This window comes from Psychrobacter sp. TB20-MNA-CIBAN-0197 (genome assembly GCF_040309765.1).
Taxonomy (GTDB): domain Bacteria; phylum Pseudomonadota; class Gammaproteobacteria; order Pseudomonadales; family Moraxellaceae; genus Psychrobacter; species Psychrobacter submarinus.
In genome coordinates this window covers 24636-39315 of sequence record NZ_JBEOPC010000031.1, presented here as the reverse complement: position 1 = coordinate 39315, position 14680 = coordinate 24636, and the positions used below count along the sequence as shown (strand labels likewise).

General features: G+C 43.3%; 14 protein-coding genes. 4 read left to right on the top strand and 10 right to left on the bottom strand.

Translation table 11 applies throughout. The features are described 5' to 3' along the window. The first annotated feature begins 396 nt into the window (after positions 1-396). On the top strand, positions 397-1782 hold the full coding sequence (locus AAEY83_RS10370) for an adenylate/guanylate cyclase domain-containing protein (RefSeq protein ID WP_025647034.1): 1386 nt from the start codon (positions 397-399) through the stop codon (positions 1780-1782). A 145-nt stretch (positions 1783-1927) separates the two neighbouring features. Here AAEY83_RS10370 and fdx read toward each other — a convergent pair whose 3' ends face one another. The 8 genes from fdx to AAEY83_RS10330 all read right to left on the bottom strand — a co-directional run bounded on the left by fdx (position 1928) and on the right by AAEY83_RS10330 (position 9119). Next, positions 1928-2266 (bottom strand): ISC system 2Fe-2S type ferredoxin, encoded by a 339-nt coding sequence (gene fdx, locus AAEY83_RS10365; protein WP_025647033.1) that lies wholly within the window; start codon positions 2264-2266, stop codon positions 1928-1930. Between the two features lie 84 nt (positions 2267-2350). Further along, positions 2351-4228 carry a Fe-S protein assembly chaperone HscA gene (gene hscA, locus AAEY83_RS10360; protein WP_025647032.1) on the bottom strand — a complete coding sequence of 626 codons (1878 nt, stop codon included), beginning with the start codon at positions 4226-4228 and terminating at the stop codon, positions 2351-2353. A gap of 238 nt (positions 4229-4466) precedes the next feature. Beyond that, on the bottom strand, positions 4467-5051 hold the full coding sequence (gene hscB, locus AAEY83_RS10355) for a Fe-S protein assembly co-chaperone HscB (protein WP_025647031.1): 585 nt from the start codon (positions 5049-5051) through the stop codon (positions 4467-4469). 88 nt (positions 5052-5139) lie between these two features. Beyond that, the gene (gene iscA, locus AAEY83_RS10350; protein ID WP_025647030.1) at positions 5140-5460 is read right to left on the bottom strand and encodes an iron-sulfur cluster assembly protein IscA; all 321 of its coding nucleotides are present in this window, start codon (positions 5458-5460) and stop codon (positions 5140-5142) included. A gap of 182 nt (positions 5461-5642) precedes the next feature. Then, positions 5643-6053, bottom strand: coding sequence for a Fe-S cluster assembly scaffold IscU (gene iscU, locus AAEY83_RS10345; RefSeq protein ID WP_025647029.1), 411 nt, complete (start codon positions 6051-6053; stop codon positions 5643-5645). 152 nt (positions 6054-6205) lie between these two features. Continuing rightward, on the bottom strand, positions 6206-7432 hold the full coding sequence (locus tag AAEY83_RS10340; protein WP_025647028.1) for an IscS subfamily cysteine desulfurase: 1227 nt from the start codon (positions 7430-7432) through the stop codon (positions 6206-6208). Continuing rightward, the gene (locus AAEY83_RS10335; RefSeq protein ID WP_025647027.1) at positions 7429-7938 is read right to left on the bottom strand and encodes an Rrf2 family transcriptional regulator; all 510 of its coding nucleotides are present in this window, start codon (positions 7936-7938) and stop codon (positions 7429-7431) included. The genes AAEY83_RS10340 and AAEY83_RS10335 overlap by 4 nt, the downstream gene beginning before the upstream one ends. A 599-nt stretch (positions 7939-8537) precedes the next feature. After that, positions 8538-9119, bottom strand: a complete 582-nt coding sequence (locus AAEY83_RS10330; RefSeq protein WP_319802573.1) for a hypothetical protein — start codon at positions 9117-9119, stop codon at positions 8538-8540. Positions 9120-9794: 675 nt separating this feature from the next. Here AAEY83_RS10330 and AAEY83_RS10325 point away from each other — a divergent pair. The 3 genes from AAEY83_RS10325 to AAEY83_RS10315 all read left to right on the top strand — a co-directional run bounded on the left by AAEY83_RS10325 (position 9795) and on the right by AAEY83_RS10315 (position 12346). After that, entirely contained in the window at positions 9795-10067 is a 273-nt protein-coding gene (locus tag AAEY83_RS10325; protein ID WP_025647025.1) for an HU family DNA-binding protein, read from the top strand. Between the two features lie 111 nt (positions 10068-10178). Next, positions 10179-10337, top strand: coding sequence for a hypothetical protein (locus AAEY83_RS10320; RefSeq protein WP_156923996.1), 159 nt, complete (start codon positions 10179-10181; stop codon positions 10335-10337). Between the two features lie 134 nt (positions 10338-10471). After that, the gene (locus tag AAEY83_RS10315; RefSeq protein ID WP_025647024.1) at positions 10472-12346 is read left to right on the top strand and encodes a SurA N-terminal domain-containing protein; all 1875 of its coding nucleotides are present in this window, start codon (positions 10472-10474) and stop codon (positions 12344-12346) included. A gap of 95 nt (positions 12347-12441) precedes the next feature. Here AAEY83_RS10315 and purH read toward each other — a convergent pair whose 3' ends face one another. Next, positions 12442-14019 (bottom strand): bifunctional phosphoribosylaminoimidazolecarboxamide formyltransferase/IMP cyclohydrolase, encoded by a 1578-nt coding sequence (gene purH / locus AAEY83_RS10310; RefSeq protein WP_025647023.1) that lies wholly within the window; start codon positions 14017-14019, stop codon positions 12442-12444. A 360-nt stretch (positions 14020-14379) separates the two neighbouring features. Further along, entirely contained in the window at positions 14380-14679 is a 300-nt protein-coding gene (fis, locus tag AAEY83_RS10305; protein WP_025647022.1) for a DNA-binding transcriptional regulator Fis, read from the bottom strand. Position 14680 lies beyond the last annotated feature (1 nt).

Below are 14680 nucleotides of genomic sequence, written 5' to 3'. Positions count from 1 at the left end.
ACTTACCATTTTTATCTGCAAATCGCCTAAAAAATAGTCTCTGTCAGTGCCATGGTCGAATGTTCAACACGCCCTAGCTTTACGGTGCAGTAAATAGAGTGAGGTTTAAGCCGCTTTGGACTCTATAAAAGACCAGTATAAATATCTAATTATTTGCATATATTAAATACGGGTTAGCGAATATTATCTAATATTTTCAAGGCCTTGGCGGCATTTAACTGACAAGCGGTATTTTTTTGGGTATCAATGCCGTAGGCTTAGCAGGCTTGAAGCACTATAATAGAGTTATCTATTTATCACATTTCAATAATCATACTGTTTCGGTTATCCAAACATTATGATTAACCCTTCTGCTGTAAGATTATTTTACGGTGACTTAATAAAGCGAATAACAGCATGTCAATATCAGAGATGTTAAAACCGAAATTTTCACTAAAAACCGGTGAAGGTTTTAATTTTAACTATCCTGAGGTTTATGTCTTGCTGCTAAGTGTGGCTCTTCTCGCTTTATATTATGAGTTCAGTCCCACAGCGATGGCCCTTTTTGTCATCATCTCTTTGCCTAGTCTGATGATTCTTGTATACAACTATCGCCGGCCAGCAAATTTTTGGACTTCAAATGCGGTTGTTGTTTTATTAGGGACAGTCATTGGTACGATGCAATTTTGCGTAGTAATCGCTTTGAGTTTAGCCGTGCTGATTGCCGTGCGCATCATTATTAGCGAAGCAGAGAACCGCGCTAAGCTTTTGATGGCAGCGATCATAACTATGGTGATATTTTATTATGTTAGTATCACTTTAAGTGGCTCTAAAATAGATTGTGATAAAGGCTTCGTACCGCTTACTATTCTGTTTGCAAGCTTGTTAGTTGTGCTCGGTCACTTTTGGTTTTTTTATAATAAGTACATTGAGCACAGCCGCACAGCCGCGCAGTCTAAAGGCAGACTCAGCACTATGGTGTCAGTGATTAGTAAGCTGACCCGCTTTGTACCGCAGCAGATATGGCAACCTATTGTTAAATCAAATAGTGAGGTTAAAGTCGCTAATAAGCGTGCGAAGCTGTCCATTATGTTCTCAGATATTGTCGGCTTTACAGAGCTGTCCGATAGTTTGAGCGCTGACAATTTAGCCGATATTTTAAATACTTATATGGAGGTAATGACCGATATCGCTAATAAACATGGCGCAGTGTTAGATAAGTTTATCGGCGATGGTATGGTTTGCTTCTTTGGTGAGCCCAATAGTCGCGGAGTGCGTCAAGACGCGCTAGATTGTGTGGCGATGGCGATAGATATGCGCCGCGAGATGCGCTCGCTGAGACAAAAGTGGCGATTGATGGGGTTTGATGGTCTATACGTGCGCATTGGCATTACTACCGGCTACTGCCATGTTGGTAACTTTGGCAGTAGTAGCCGATTGAACTATACTATTATCGGTAGAGAAGCCAATCGTGCAGCGCGTCTCGAGCAAGCCGCGGGCAACGATGAGATTTTGATCAGCCAAGCGACTTATGACTACATTTGCCATGATTATCAGTGTAAATATGCAATTAGCTATAAGTTAAAAGGCTTTGATGATGTTATTCGTGCTTGGCAGGTTCTTGATCCCGATGCCGATAAGGATGAGTCGTCTAAATGGGTCGATCATACTTTGCCGGGTTTCAATCTGCATCTTAACTTCAAAGATATGAAAAACTATGATTATCAAGAAATTAGAAATCGTCTCAACTTTGCGCTAGAGCGTATCGAAAAAGAAGAGAATAATCAAATGTCAGGTCGATAAAAACAGCATCTAATTTCTTATAGCTTTGTTTTTATAACTTGTTTGTATGTCTTTATAATAAAAAAATCCAGCGACTCTAAATAGAATCGCTGGATTTTTTCTTTCCAATTTAAAAAAAGCTCATTGTTGAGCTCATAGATTGAGCTTAATGGTTTTCTTTGGCATGGTTCAGAGTATATTTTGGTATCTCGATAGTTAAGTCATCCTCTTCGACAACAACTTGGCAAGAGAGACGAGAGTCAGGCTCAAGCCCCCAAGCACGATCTAATAAATCGGCTTCGATATCGTCCATCTCATCTAGACCGTTAAAGCCTTTACGCACGACGACGTGACAGGTAGTGCAGGCTTTTGACATCTCACAGGCGTGCTCAATTTTAATGCCTTTTTCGAGTAGCGCTTTACATAAGTTACTACCAGTCTCAAGCTCAACTTCAGTACCTTCAGGACAAATCTCGTGATGGGGGAGTACAGTAATCTTTGGCATAAATAATCTATCCGCGATTTATTAATTAAAAATGTAGGGGTTAATAGCGTTTAAAGTCTATGTGGGAAGCGCGCTCTTTATGAGCTACCAGTCTTTTGCACTAGTGCCGGCCATGCTGGTTTTGACGCTTTGGTTCATGATGCTAGCTGCAAAAGCATCGCTCAAAGGTTTAAGCTTAGCTTGCTGGGCCTCGATATTGGCTAGATCATCATGAGCGAGCGCTTCTTGTAAGGCTTGCATTTGCGTGGTTAATGCTTGTTTGGCTTCTGCTGTGAGTAAACTGTCGAATTCGCCAAGCGCTGATTGTAGCGCTAACAGCTCACGCTCCGCTTCGACTTTTGTTTCAATCAGAGAGCGAGCATTCTTATCTTCTTCGGCATGTTTAAAACCTGCTACTAACAGCTGCTCTTTTTGCTCATCAGATAAGCCATAAGAAGGTGTGATTTCGATCTGGCTTTCCGTACCTGTACTGGTTTCTTGCGCGCTCACAGTTAGCTGCCCGTTCGCATCGATACTAAAAGTCACCTCAATACGCGCAAACCCGGCCTTCATCGGCGGGATACCGTACAGCTCAAAGCGTCCCAATGAGCGGCAGTTTTCAACCGTTTCGCGCTCACCTTGGACCACATGGACTACTAGACCGGTTTGCCCATCTTGATAAGTGGTAAAGGTTTGACGTTTTTTGACGGGAATAGGTGTATTACGCGGGATGAGCACTTCAACTAAGCCACCCATGGTCTCAAGCCCAAGTGATAACGGGGTAACGTCAAGTAAGAGTAGGTTATTATCACTATTACCGTTGATAAGCTGATGCGCTGTTTGCGCCGCACCTAAAGCGACTACTTCATCAGGATTAAGACGAGATAACGGCTGCTTACCAAAAAACTCAGCTACGGTATTTTGGATAGTTGGCATACGCGTAGAGCCGCCAACCAAAACGACCTCATCTAAGTCTGTCACTGATAGTTGGGCATCGCGTAGTACTTGCTCGCAGACCGCTAAGGTACGGCGGCTAACGGGCTGTGCAATAGTAAGCAAATCCTCATGAGTTAATACCCCTTGGAAAGTTTGCTCATTGATAGCGATATCGACATCTACTTGTTGGCTGTCGGTGAGCGCCTGCTTATAGGTTTTAGCCTGCTGAGCTAAGATAGATTTGTCATGGCGACTGACCTCAGCAGGATCTATGCTAAGCTGCTTGATCAGCCAATTGACCAATAAGCGGTCAATATCATCGCCGCCTAACGCGCTGTTACCGCCTGTAGCGAGCACTTCAAACACGCCATCGGTCAGCTTTAAGATAGACACATCAAAAGTACCCCCACCCAAATCATAAATGAGGTAGTAGCTTTCAGTATCGTCTTGATTAGGCTTGTCGAGACCATACGCAACTGCAGCGGCAGTAGGCTCGTTAAGCAGTCTTAATACATTAATACCGGCGGCTTGAGCAGCGTCTTTAGTCGCTTGACGCTGCGCCTCATCGAAATAGGCCGGTACGGTAATGACAGCGCCTTCAACGCTATCTGCCGGCAGGGCATCGCTTGCGCGCTCATTTAGGGCGGCTAGTATGCGCGCGGATACTTCTACTGGCGAGACATCCCCCTGCGCGGTCATAAATGCCGGCATAGCGTTTTCGCTACCACTGAGCTCATAAGGATGTGAGAATTTAATGTCTGCTTGACTACGGCCCATAAAGCGCTTGGCGGAGATGATGGTATTTTTAGGATCATCTGCAAGGTGGGCTAGTGCTTCAGAGCCGACTACAGGTGCCCCAGTAGCAGGATAGTAAACAACAGAAGGGAGTAGCGTATCAGCATGATGTTTCGCTGGCAGTACTTGCGCCTTGCCTGAACGGACGACTGCTGCTAATGAGCGCGTGGTTCCTAGATCAATACCAAGGCCAAAACGATGCTGGTGAGGCTGGGCACTTTGATTGGGTTCAGCAATTTGCAATAAAGACATAAGACAGCTCAAAAAATAAAAGTGAAAAATGAGAGGGTAATAAAAAAGCGGCTATTAGAATCTGTTGTTATATATTTTCTAAGACAAAGCTAAGTCAGGCAGATTATACGTGATTACCGCTGATATCGTAACTCTAGCAATCGCTCCGACAGTATAAAAGCTACTGATGATATAAAGGGTAAAGACCGCTCATCGTCATAAGGCCATTAATAACCACATAAAGATTCAGTTTGTAAGCTTAGACATACAGATCATCATCGTCTGCTTGTTCTGCATTAGCAAGCTCATCGAGCGCTATAGTGATATCAGCATTGAGCTTGACTAAGAATTTTAGCTTTTGGGTCGCATCGATGGCCGTTTGCCATTGCTCCTGCTGATACGCCTCTTTGAATCGCGTTGACTGCTTTTCTAAGCGGCTAGTAATCTGTGGATGTAACTGCTGTAGGCTCGAGCGCGCTTTATCTTCAATAGCAGTTTCTAAATCAATGCGCAACTGCATGGCATCATCAAGGAACTCTAAATCGGCAATGGAATGCTCCAAAGTCTGTGCTTGCCCAGCCATATCTAATAGATAGGCGGCTCGGCTATCTGGATGACTCAAAGTTTGATAGGCTTGATTGATAACGGCTGATGCTTGCCCAGACTGCTGCAGATGATCACTAGTATTACTTTTTGCTATATTGTCAGGATGATAGCGTTTTTGTAGCAAACGCAGGCGCTGATCTAGAGCCTGCTGAGATAAGTCAAACTGAACAGGCTGCTCAAATAAAGCAAAAAAATTATCGAACTGAGCGTCTGGCTGCGCATGGTTATCTGAAGTCATATTTTGACCTTTAAAAAGTGATACTCATTTATTGTTATATTTAAGGGTTAATCTATCAAAGGTTTGTCTATTTTAAACAAGCGAAACATCATACGGTAAATGATTCACCGCAGCCGCATTCGCCTTTTTGATTAGGATTAGTGAATTTAAAGCCTTCATTTAATCCTTCTTTTTCGTAGTCCATCAGCAGACCATCGAGATATACTAAGCTTTTTGGATCAATAAAAATACTGACACCGCGACTGTCATAACGCGTATCGTTATCGTCGGGAGTATCTACAAACTCCAAAACATAGGCCAAACCTGAGCACCCTGCAGTACGAATACCAACGCGGATACCTTCGCCCTTACCGCGATTATCTAAAAACTCTCGAACATGCTGAGCGGCGCGTTCTGTCATTTCAATCATGCCAACTCCTATTATTTATCAATAACTGAGACTGTAATCACTAAGATTATGATGAGTAAACTCATAAGTAGGGTATAAAATAAAGGTGACAATGGCATAAGCTGTATTGTCACCTCCGTAGCGTATAAAGCTCAGCGCTCTATAGACTTATTATAAAGATAAGACGCCTTCAACTAAACCGCTTAGTGCGCGACTTCTTCTTGCGTATCGCTAGTGCCATGCTTTCCTTTGTAGTCGCTGATAGCGGCTTTGATTGCATCTTCTGCTAAGACTGAGCAATGCACTTTAACGGGTGGCAAAGCAAGCTCTTGAGCGATATCGTTGTTTTTGATCTCACTGGCTTGATCTAAGCTTTTACCTTTTAGCCACTCAGTGACTAGTGAGCTTGAAGCAATAGCAGAGCCGCAGCCATAAGTTTTAAAACGGGCATCTTCAATGATACCGTTATCGCCAACCTGAATCTGTAAGCGCATAACGTCACCACAGGCTGGAGCACCAACCATACCGGTACCTACATTTTCAGCATTTTTATCAAGATTGCCGACATTGCGTGGATTTTCGTAATGATCAATAACTTGGTCACTATAAGCCATGGGTTTTCTCCTGGTTAGACGATGAGTCCTGAAGTATTTTAAGGTTACTACTTCGAGGGCTTATCTGTAATTGGGGTCAAACGTATTAATAGTCTGTAATTTTTATTTACTCGTTGTACTTAGTATTCGCCGTACTTAAACTAGCGACTATCTTAGTGCTCAGCCCATTCAACTGAGTCAAGATCTACGCCGTCTTGATACATATCCCAAAGCGGCGATAGAGCACGTAACTTGTCAACAGCGCTATGCATTTGCGAGAGTACCGTATCGATATCTTCTTCAGTAGTATAGCGGCCAAAGCTAAAACGGATAGAGCTATGCGCTAACTCATCAGAGCGGCCGATAGCGCGCAGTACGTAAGAGGGCTCAAGCGTTGCTGAAGTACAAGCCGAACCTGAAGAGACCGCTAAGTCTTTTAGCGACATCATCAAAGATTCCCCTTCAACGAAGTTGAAGCTAATGTTAACGATGTTAGGTACGCTGTGCTCAAGATCACCATTTAGATAGATCTCTTCAATATCTTGCAAGCCATCCCACAACTTCTGACGAAGATTAGCAACATGAGCATGATCTTCTTCGCGCTTTTCTTCAGCTAAGCTAAAGGCTGCGCCTAGACCAACAATCTGATGCGTTGGCAGCGTACCTGAACGCATACCGCGCTCATGACCACCGCCATGTTGCTCAGCTTTTAGACGTACACGTGGCTTACGGCGAACAAATAAAGCACCGATACCTTTAGGGCCATAAGCTTTATGCCCTGAAAAGCTCATGAGATCGACTTTAGTCGTTTCGACATCAATTTTTATTTTGCCTATGGCTTGAGCGGCATCAACATGGAAGATAACGCCTGCTTCGCGAGTAATCTCACCGATAGCAGTGATATCCGTAATCGTGCCAAGCTCATTATTGACTGCCATTAGTGAGACTAAAATGGTGTCCTCACGTAGTGCGTCTTTGACTTGCTCTGGCAGTATCAGACCTGTGCCTTTTTGCGGCTCAAGATATGTGATCTCAAAACCTTCTTGCTCAAGCTCACGACAAGTATCTAATACGGCTTTGTGCTCGATTTTACTCGTGATAATGTGCTTACCGCGAGAATGGTAGAAGTGCGCTGCGCCTTTAATGGCTAAGTTATCAGACTCAGTTGCCCCTGAGGTAAAGACAATCTCGCGTGGATCAGCGTTAATCACTTCTGCAACTTGTCCGCGCGCTGTCTCTACGGCTTCCTCTGCTTGCCAACCGTAACCATGAGAGCGCGAAGCTGGATTACCAAAGATACCGTCTACCGTTAGATATTCGCTCATTTTTGCAGCAACAGGCTGAGCAACAGGGGTAGTAGCGGCGTAGTCTAAGTATATTAAATTATTATGTTGGCTCATGCTGGGTTTGCCTCGCTAGTCGATAAAGTAATGGTATTGATGTCTTTTGATGAAATCTCTTTAGAAGAGCTGTGCTGGCGTTCTGAAACGGATTGCACATTTTCCATATCTAATAGTTGTGCTAAAGTTATATTTTTCAAGTACTGCTCGATATGATTTGATAAAGCACACCATAAATCATGAGTCAGACACATGGTGCCGCCTTGGCAGTCGCCTCGTCCCTCGCATTGCATTGCATTGACGGACTCATCCACTGCTGAGATGATGCTCATGACATCAATCTCGTCTAGAGGCTTTGATAAATAATAACCTCCAGCAGCACCGCGAATGCTCGTGACTAACCCTCGTTTACGTAACTTAGAGAACAGCTGCTCAAGATAGGAGATCGATATTGATTGCCGCTTAGCGATATCAGATAAAGACACCGCACTATCTTGTTGACTGGTCTGCAGTGCCAAATCTAGCAATGCAGTAACGGCATATCTGCCTCGAGTGGTTAAACGCATGAAAGATCTCCAAACTGATTAGTAGTAAGCTTAAGTAGGTAAAGTGCTGCTTTTAACATTCCAGTATCAGACTGGTGATGTATTCAACATATTGCCCCAACGAATAGCTTGAAACTAACGAGTTAGTCGCTAATAAATAACAAACTCATAGTCAGTAAGTCATACGCTATGGCTATCTCACAACAGATGGTTAATCCTATAAATGTCGCGATATGAGTATTATACTTAATCCTGAGTAATTTAGTCAAGATTAAAGTGTGGTTGACGCGTTAATTAAATTTAAGCCAGTGATTGATAATATTAATTGACAGTAATAGGTGTAAAATCGATAGATTATTGCTATTTTTATACTAAGAACGGCGAGGGGTAAATGAATACTAAAGAGAGAGTCGCTTTTGAATAAAACGCTTTGATTCACAAAGGTTTAGATTTAATAATGCTTTGATCCAGTAATGATTGAAAGGAGAAAAGTAAAAGTAGTAGTACAGCAAGCACCACTACTATTTATCTTTATTATTACAATGAGGGGTTACTATTTATTGCTAACAGCGTATTGCTAACAGCGATGAGCAATAATGAGCAAACAATACAGCCCTCTATTATTGACTGATAAAAAAAGCAATAATAGCGATCAGAGCAATAACTGCAGCTACAACCGCACTTATCATCAGGAGCTTTTGCTTACTTTGCAATTCTTTGAGCGTCGTTTCAAGTTCGCGGTTCTTTATGGTAAGGGTATTGATTTGCGTTTGTTGTTCTGCGATACGTGCTTTGTAGTTATCAGTTTTTTCCTGCTTTTCGGCATCGCTGGGTTTGGTTTTTCCGCTGCCTTTGATTTTTTTGATTAGCCCTTGAATGATGCCGCCTAAACCCACCTGCATAATAAACTGTTTGACCAGTTGTACTTGCACTACTTCTCCGCGCATTTGCAGCTTTTCAGTGCTCTCAATATCGTGAGTTGTGAGCGCATTGATGACCTGCATACTATAAGCATTGATAACGACGTCAGGCTCACTACGATCGGGCGGCATACTTGTATCTAACAGTACCCCTTTATAGCTAAAAGTGGCAAACACTTCGACATGAGGCAAATATAAGCGCAAACACACTAGCGTGTTTTGTTTAGCCAAAGGGTATGCTGCTTTACGTAGCTCAGGATCTAAGCGTAATAATAACGTCATTGCTGATTCAATAAAAACCAAAATGATATTTAGCAGAGAATGAGACAATGTAGAACGCTTCATGTCAATTATCCATTGTTATAAGGTGGAGGGTTATGAGGTAAATGAGTAGAGTCACAATATAGTGAATCAGTAGTAATGCAAATTCTTGCTAAGAGTAGCGTAAAAACGCAGTATGTCAAAATTTAAATGTGTCAATGCGTCTTGGCATTCTTTAGTTAAGCTGCTTAGTCCGTTCAAGTTCAGGAGCGTTGCTGCTATGGGGTTGCTACCATACTGACAAACTTATCATAAAAATAATGCTATCTAGTGTCAGTAACCGAATTGTTGCAATATTGGCAATATTGTTTATGTCAGAGCACCAGCCATTCATAGAATAGGTAATTAAAATAACAAGTTAGAGAGTGAAATAGCAGCTAAGAAATAAAAGCAATAAAAATCTAGGTAAGAAAGTTACTGGTATTTTACGTAATATTGAGTGTCGAATGCGTTGTAGAGTACACAAAAAAATGTAAAATCGCTTGCGCTCCCTATGCTGCCTTGATATAAAGGCCTTAATAAAGCGTAACCACAACCACGTAAGCTTCTAGTTATCGTTATTGCTTAAGCATTATTAGAGCGATACAATAGCGGAAGCTAGCGTTTATTATAGCCCTTAAACTTGAAGGAAATTTTATGAATAAGTCAGAACTCATTGATAGCATCGCAGACAAAAGCGGTTTAAATAAGACTCAAGCTGGTGATGCATTGAACGCTGTTATGGAAAGCGTTGGTGAAGCACTAGAAGCTGGCGAGAGCATCTCACTAGTAGGTTTTGGCACTTTTAGTGTTAAAGATCGCAAAGCACGTACTGGTCGTAACCCTAAGACTGGTGAAGAATTGGCTATCCCAGCTAGTAAAGTACCTAGCTTTAAAGCCGGTAAAAACCTAAAAGAGCGCTTAAACTAAGCCAGACTCTAAGCTGTGAAGTATTCAGTGCGGTTAGTTATGGTTTTAGCTGTCTTAAAACAACATGATAAATAGCACAAAAAAAGCATCTTTAATTGAGGTGCTTTTTTTATGGGTAAAAAAGCTGGTAAAGGCGAAACGAATATTTTGAGTCTATGGCAAAAATCACGTATCATAGGCGCGCAGGTTTTGCTTGCCCAAGCGCTGAGTGAGATAGCAGTCATTCTCCTGTTTCTAACGTTAATAAGCTATAGCGTTGATAAGTTTTGAAGACTTATATATCGACAAGATACTGACCTGTTAACAAGTATTGTATATTATTGATTCTGACCATTGTCAGTCCTATGACGACTGATAGCATTAAAATGGTCCTCCCAACACGGTTTAATAAAGCAGAAATAATTATGGATAAATTGCGCGATTTTTTAAAAACTTGGCCTGGTCGCATTTTATTGATTTTATGCCTAGCGCCATTAGCGTTGTTGGGTGTTGAGAGCTATTTTGGCGGGAATGTCGATCCCAACCAAATCGCTCAGGTAGGAGAGGCAAGTGTTGGACTTAGCGAGTACCAGTCTGCGGTGAACAGCCGCCGTACTGAGCTATTAGATCAGGTCGATGATGCCAGTTTGATCAATGAAGATGTGCTGCATGAGCAAGTGTTAAAAGGCCTTATTGATCGCACTTTACTCGAGCAGCAAGCAGGCAAGCTGGGTATGACTGTATCTGATGACACGATCAATCGCTTATTGTTGCAAGAAGAGATATTCAAAGACGCAGAAGGTAATTTTTCTAATGATCAATTCTCAAACTTCTTGCGTCAGCGCGGAATGACTAAAAACCAGCTATTTGCAGAGTTTCGCAATCAGTTGAGTCTAGATCAGCTCAACGCCAGTATTGTGGGAACAGCCATCTATCCAATGCGCGCTGTCAACCAGCTGATCGACTTGCAGCTTGAGACCCGTAAGGTTTGGTTGCATCGTTTCAACTGGCAGGACTACCAGCAACAAGTACAAATCAGTCAGGCGGATGTAGAGGCGTATTATAATGCCAATAAAGATGAGCTAAAAAGCGACGCTATGGTCGATCTTGCTTATATTCAGCTGTTACCGGCTAACATTGAAGTTAAGCAAGTGACTGAAGATGAGTTAGAACAGCAGTATGAGAGCTATAAGCAACAGCTTGGGGTGAGTGACGAGCGCATGATTAGCCAAATACTTTTGAGCGGCGATGATGCCAAAGCACGCGCTGATAAGGTATTGGCCGAGCTAAATAACGGTGCAGATTTTGCTGCGCTGGCTGAACAGTACTCTGATGACCCTACTGGTGCAAGCGGCGGCGCTATTGGCCGTTTTAATCCTTCGGTATTTGGTAATGATGCTGATAAGGTTGAGGACGCTCTTGAGGGATTAACCGTCGGTGAAGTGAGCCCAGTCGTCAATACGAGCTTTGGTTATCAGATTTTCAAAGTCACTGAAGACAATAGTGATGACGTGCCTACTATGGAGAGTATGCGCGAAGAGCTGACGGCAAAAGCCAAAGAGTATAAGCGCCAGACGATTTATGCTGATAAAGTCACTGCTATTAATGATTTGGCAGCAGACGGCTTTAGTATCGAAGATATCGCTCAACAAGAAAATGTGACGCTTAAGCGGATCAATGACTACCGCAAAGAAAACAATACGTCCGTACTCGCGCAGCCTGCAGTGATCAAACAAGCGTTTGATGATTTTACTATTCAGGATCAAGCGGTAACGACTGGTATTGAAGTCGGTAATGGTATGGTCTGGGCGCAGCCGAGCAACTATCGTCCTACTGAGACTCTAAGCTTAGCCGCAGCGACCCCGATTATCACGCAAACCCTACGCAAACAAAAAGCCAGTGCTTTAGCTCTAGCCGATGCCAAAAAAGTAGCAGCCGCTATTGATACTGTCGATGATATCGCAAAGCAAGCTGTATCCTTTCAAGCATTGGGTGAGATCAATCGTCAAACGCCTTTGTTATCTGATAAAGAGCGTGGCCTTGCGTTTAGTAAGCAAGCACCTATGAATGGAGTAGTGGCGATAGCCAGTCCTACGGAAGTGGGGGCGTCAGTGCTAGTAGGTGACCATATAGAAACACAAGGTGAGTCGCAGCTATCTGCAGCAGAAAAAGTACAAACCGCTGCTATTATCCGTGATAATTTAGGCCAAGATCAGTTGCAGGATTACTTAGACTACCTACGTTTAGTGTATAACGTTGAGATCAATGAAGCGAATATGGCGAACGCTCAGGTTCGCTAAATACAAGGTTAGCCACAAAAAAGCCACCGTCATTACGGTGGCTTTTTGTGTGTACCAGTTGTACTTAATAGTTAAGCAAGCTTATCGATACCGGGTTAATGGCGGAAATGACGCATTCCAGTGAATACCATGGCTATGCCATGCTCATTAGCTGCAGCGATAGTCTCGTCATCACGCATAGAACCACCGGGCTGAATGATAGCAGCAATACCGACTTCAGCAGCATTGTCAATGCCATCACGAAAAGGGAAGAAGGCGTCTGAAGCCATGACAGCGCCTTCAGTGGCAAGGCCTGCATGCTCAGCTTTTATAGCAGCGATACGAGCAGAATTGACACGGCTCATCTGACCTGCACCAACGCCGATAGTACGCTTGTTTTTACCATAAACAATAGCGTTTGATTTGACATATTTAGCGACAGTCCAAGTGAACAGCAAGTCGGCAATTTGAGCCTCTGTCGGTTGTACGTCAGTGACGATCTGTAAGTCATTAGCGCCAATAATGTCCAAGTCTTGCTCTTGCACCAGTAATCCACCGTTAACGCGCTTGTAGTCGAGTTTGCTTTGGCGGTTAGTCGTTACTGGTAGCTCGCCGCAAACCAATACTCGTACGTTTTTCTTCGCGGCCGTTATCTCTAGCACGCCATCTTCGATACTGGGAGCAATGATCACTTCGACAAACTGGTTATCGATGATGTCCTTTGCCGCAGCGACGCTAAGCGCAGTATTAAAAGCGATGATACCGCCAAAAGAGGATTCAGGGTCTGTGCTAAAGGCGGTGCGATAGGCAGCGACTTGATCAGGATCAACGGCAACACCGCAAGGGTTTGCATGTTTGACGATGACGCAAGCAGGCGCGGTAAAGGCTTTTACGCATTCAAGCGCCGCGTCTGTGTCAGCGATATTATTATAGGATAGGGCTTTGCCTTGTAGCTGCTTAGCAGTGGCAATCGACGCTTCTTTTTTATCTAAAGCAGAATTTTCGACGTAGAAGGCGGCCTTTTGATGCGGGTTTTCGCCGTAGCGCAAATCCTGCATTTTATCGAATTGTAGATTGAGCGTACGAGAAAAAGCTTCTGGCTGCTGTGTGTCGTTAACGCGGCTGCCTAAGAAGTTTGCAATCATGCCATCGTACTGAGCCGTATGTTCAAAAGCCTTCACTGCCAAATCGTAGCGTAACGCTGAGGTCAGCGTCGTGCCTTTGTTTAGAGCAGATAGAACGCGCTCGTAATCATTAGGGTCGGTTACGATGCCAACATCAGCATGATTTTTTGCCGCAGCGCGGACCATAGTAGGGCCACCAATATCAATATTTTCAATAGCATCAGTCATAGTCACGTCAGCTTGTGCAATCGTTTCAGCAAACGGATATAGGTTGACGACCACCATATCAATGCGCTCAATAGCATGCTCATTCATGATCGCATCGTCAGTACCTCGGCGGCCTAAGATACCGCCATGGATTTTGGGATGTAGGGTTTTGACGCGGCCGTCCATCATCTCAGCAAAGCCTGTATAGTCAGAGACCTCTGTGACTTCGACATTATTGTCTTGTAGCAAACGATAAGTGCCGCCCGTAGACAATAGGCCAAAACCTGATTTAATTAAGCCTTGAGCGAATTCTACAATACCTGCTTTATTAGATACTGAGAGGAGAGCTAGTGGTTTTGTCATAATAAAATCATTCCATAAAAATCCTGAAAATAAAAGGCATTAAACCGCAAGCATAGGCTGCTAGCGATGGATACCGTATAGGCTCAGGCGAGGGGATATAGGCAAGACAAGCCATAAAAAATCGGCTTAATTATTGCCATGAGTAGGTCGTGATAACTATTATAAAATATGTGGTGCCTGATATGGTTGTTTATGTGATTACGATTGGCCTAGTGATTCATCGGTTAAGGCAATAGTATAAAGGCCGATATGATAAAACATATTGGCTAGTATGTACAAAATTTTGTCTTGTTTGCCCAAATTATTAGTCAAAATACTCGCCGCTTTAGCGCCTAGAAGATGAACTAGCAGCTTGAAGCATTACATCAAGTCGTAGCACTTTAGCTTTTTACGTAAAGTCCCACGATTCAACCCTAATATTTGCGCGCACTTGGTTTGATTGCCGCGAGTCTTTTCGAGGACTACGGTCAATAATGGTAGCTCGACTTCTTTTAAGATAAGCTCATACAAATCAGTTGGTAGCTCGTCGCCCAAGGCTAGAAAATACTCACGAACCACACGTTCAACATGATAGCGTAAAGGCTCAGAGCTCTCAGCTGAGCTTGCATAATGTACGCTTTGGGCAAAATGATTGGCGGAGCCCTGTACAGATGGTGTCATA

What these genes read in the sequence shown, in the direction of transcription:
- iscU (WP_025647029.1), bottom strand. Translation starts at nt 6,053, where the DNA reads ATGGCTTATAGTGACCAAGTTATTGATCATTACGAAAATCCACGCAAT.
- AAEY83_RS10370 (WP_025647034.1), top strand. Translation starts at nt 397, where the DNA reads ATGTCAATATCAGAGATGTTAAAACCGAAATTTTCACTAAAAACCGGT.
- AAEY83_RS10315 (WP_025647024.1), top strand. Translation starts at nt 10,472, where the DNA reads ATGGATAAATTGCGCGATTTTTTAAAAACTTGGCCTGGTCGCATTTTA.
- fis (WP_025647022.1), bottom strand. Translation starts at nt 14,679, where the DNA reads ATGACACCATCTGTACAGGGCTCCGCCAATCATTTTGCCCAAAGCGTA.
- iscA (WP_025647030.1), bottom strand. Translation starts at nt 5,460, where the DNA reads ATGATTGAAATGACAGAACGCGCCGCTCAGCATGTTCGAGAGTTTTTA.
- AAEY83_RS10320 (WP_156923996.1), top strand. Translation starts at nt 10,179, where the DNA reads ATGGGTAAAAAAGCTGGTAAAGGCGAAACGAATATTTTGAGTCTATGG.
- hscA (WP_025647032.1), bottom strand. Translation starts at nt 4,228, where the DNA reads ATGTCTTTATTGCAAATTGCTGAACCCAATCAAAGTGCCCAGCCTCAC.
- hscB (WP_025647031.1), bottom strand. Translation starts at nt 5,051, where the DNA reads ATGACTTCAGATAACCATGCGCAGCCAGACGCTCAGTTCGATAATTTT.
- purH (WP_025647023.1), bottom strand. Translation starts at nt 14,019, where the DNA reads ATGACAAAACCACTAGCTCTCCTCTCAGTATCTAATAAAGCAGGTATT.
- fdx (WP_025647033.1), bottom strand. Translation starts at nt 2,266, where the DNA reads ATGCCAAAGATTACTGTACTCCCCCATCACGAGATTTGTCCTGAAGGT.
- AAEY83_RS10335 (WP_025647027.1), bottom strand. Translation starts at nt 7,938, where the DNA reads ATGCGTTTAACCACTCGAGGCAGATATGCCGTTACTGCATTGCTAGAT.
- AAEY83_RS10330 (WP_319802573.1), bottom strand. Translation starts at nt 9,119, where the DNA reads ATGACGTTATTATTACGCTTAGATCCTGAGCTACGTAAAGCAGCATAC.
- AAEY83_RS10325 (WP_025647025.1), top strand. Translation starts at nt 9,795, where the DNA reads ATGAATAAGTCAGAACTCATTGATAGCATCGCAGACAAAAGCGGTTTA.
- AAEY83_RS10340 (WP_025647028.1), bottom strand. Translation starts at nt 7,432, where the DNA reads ATGAGCCAACATAATAATTTAATATACTTAGACTACGCCGCTACTACC.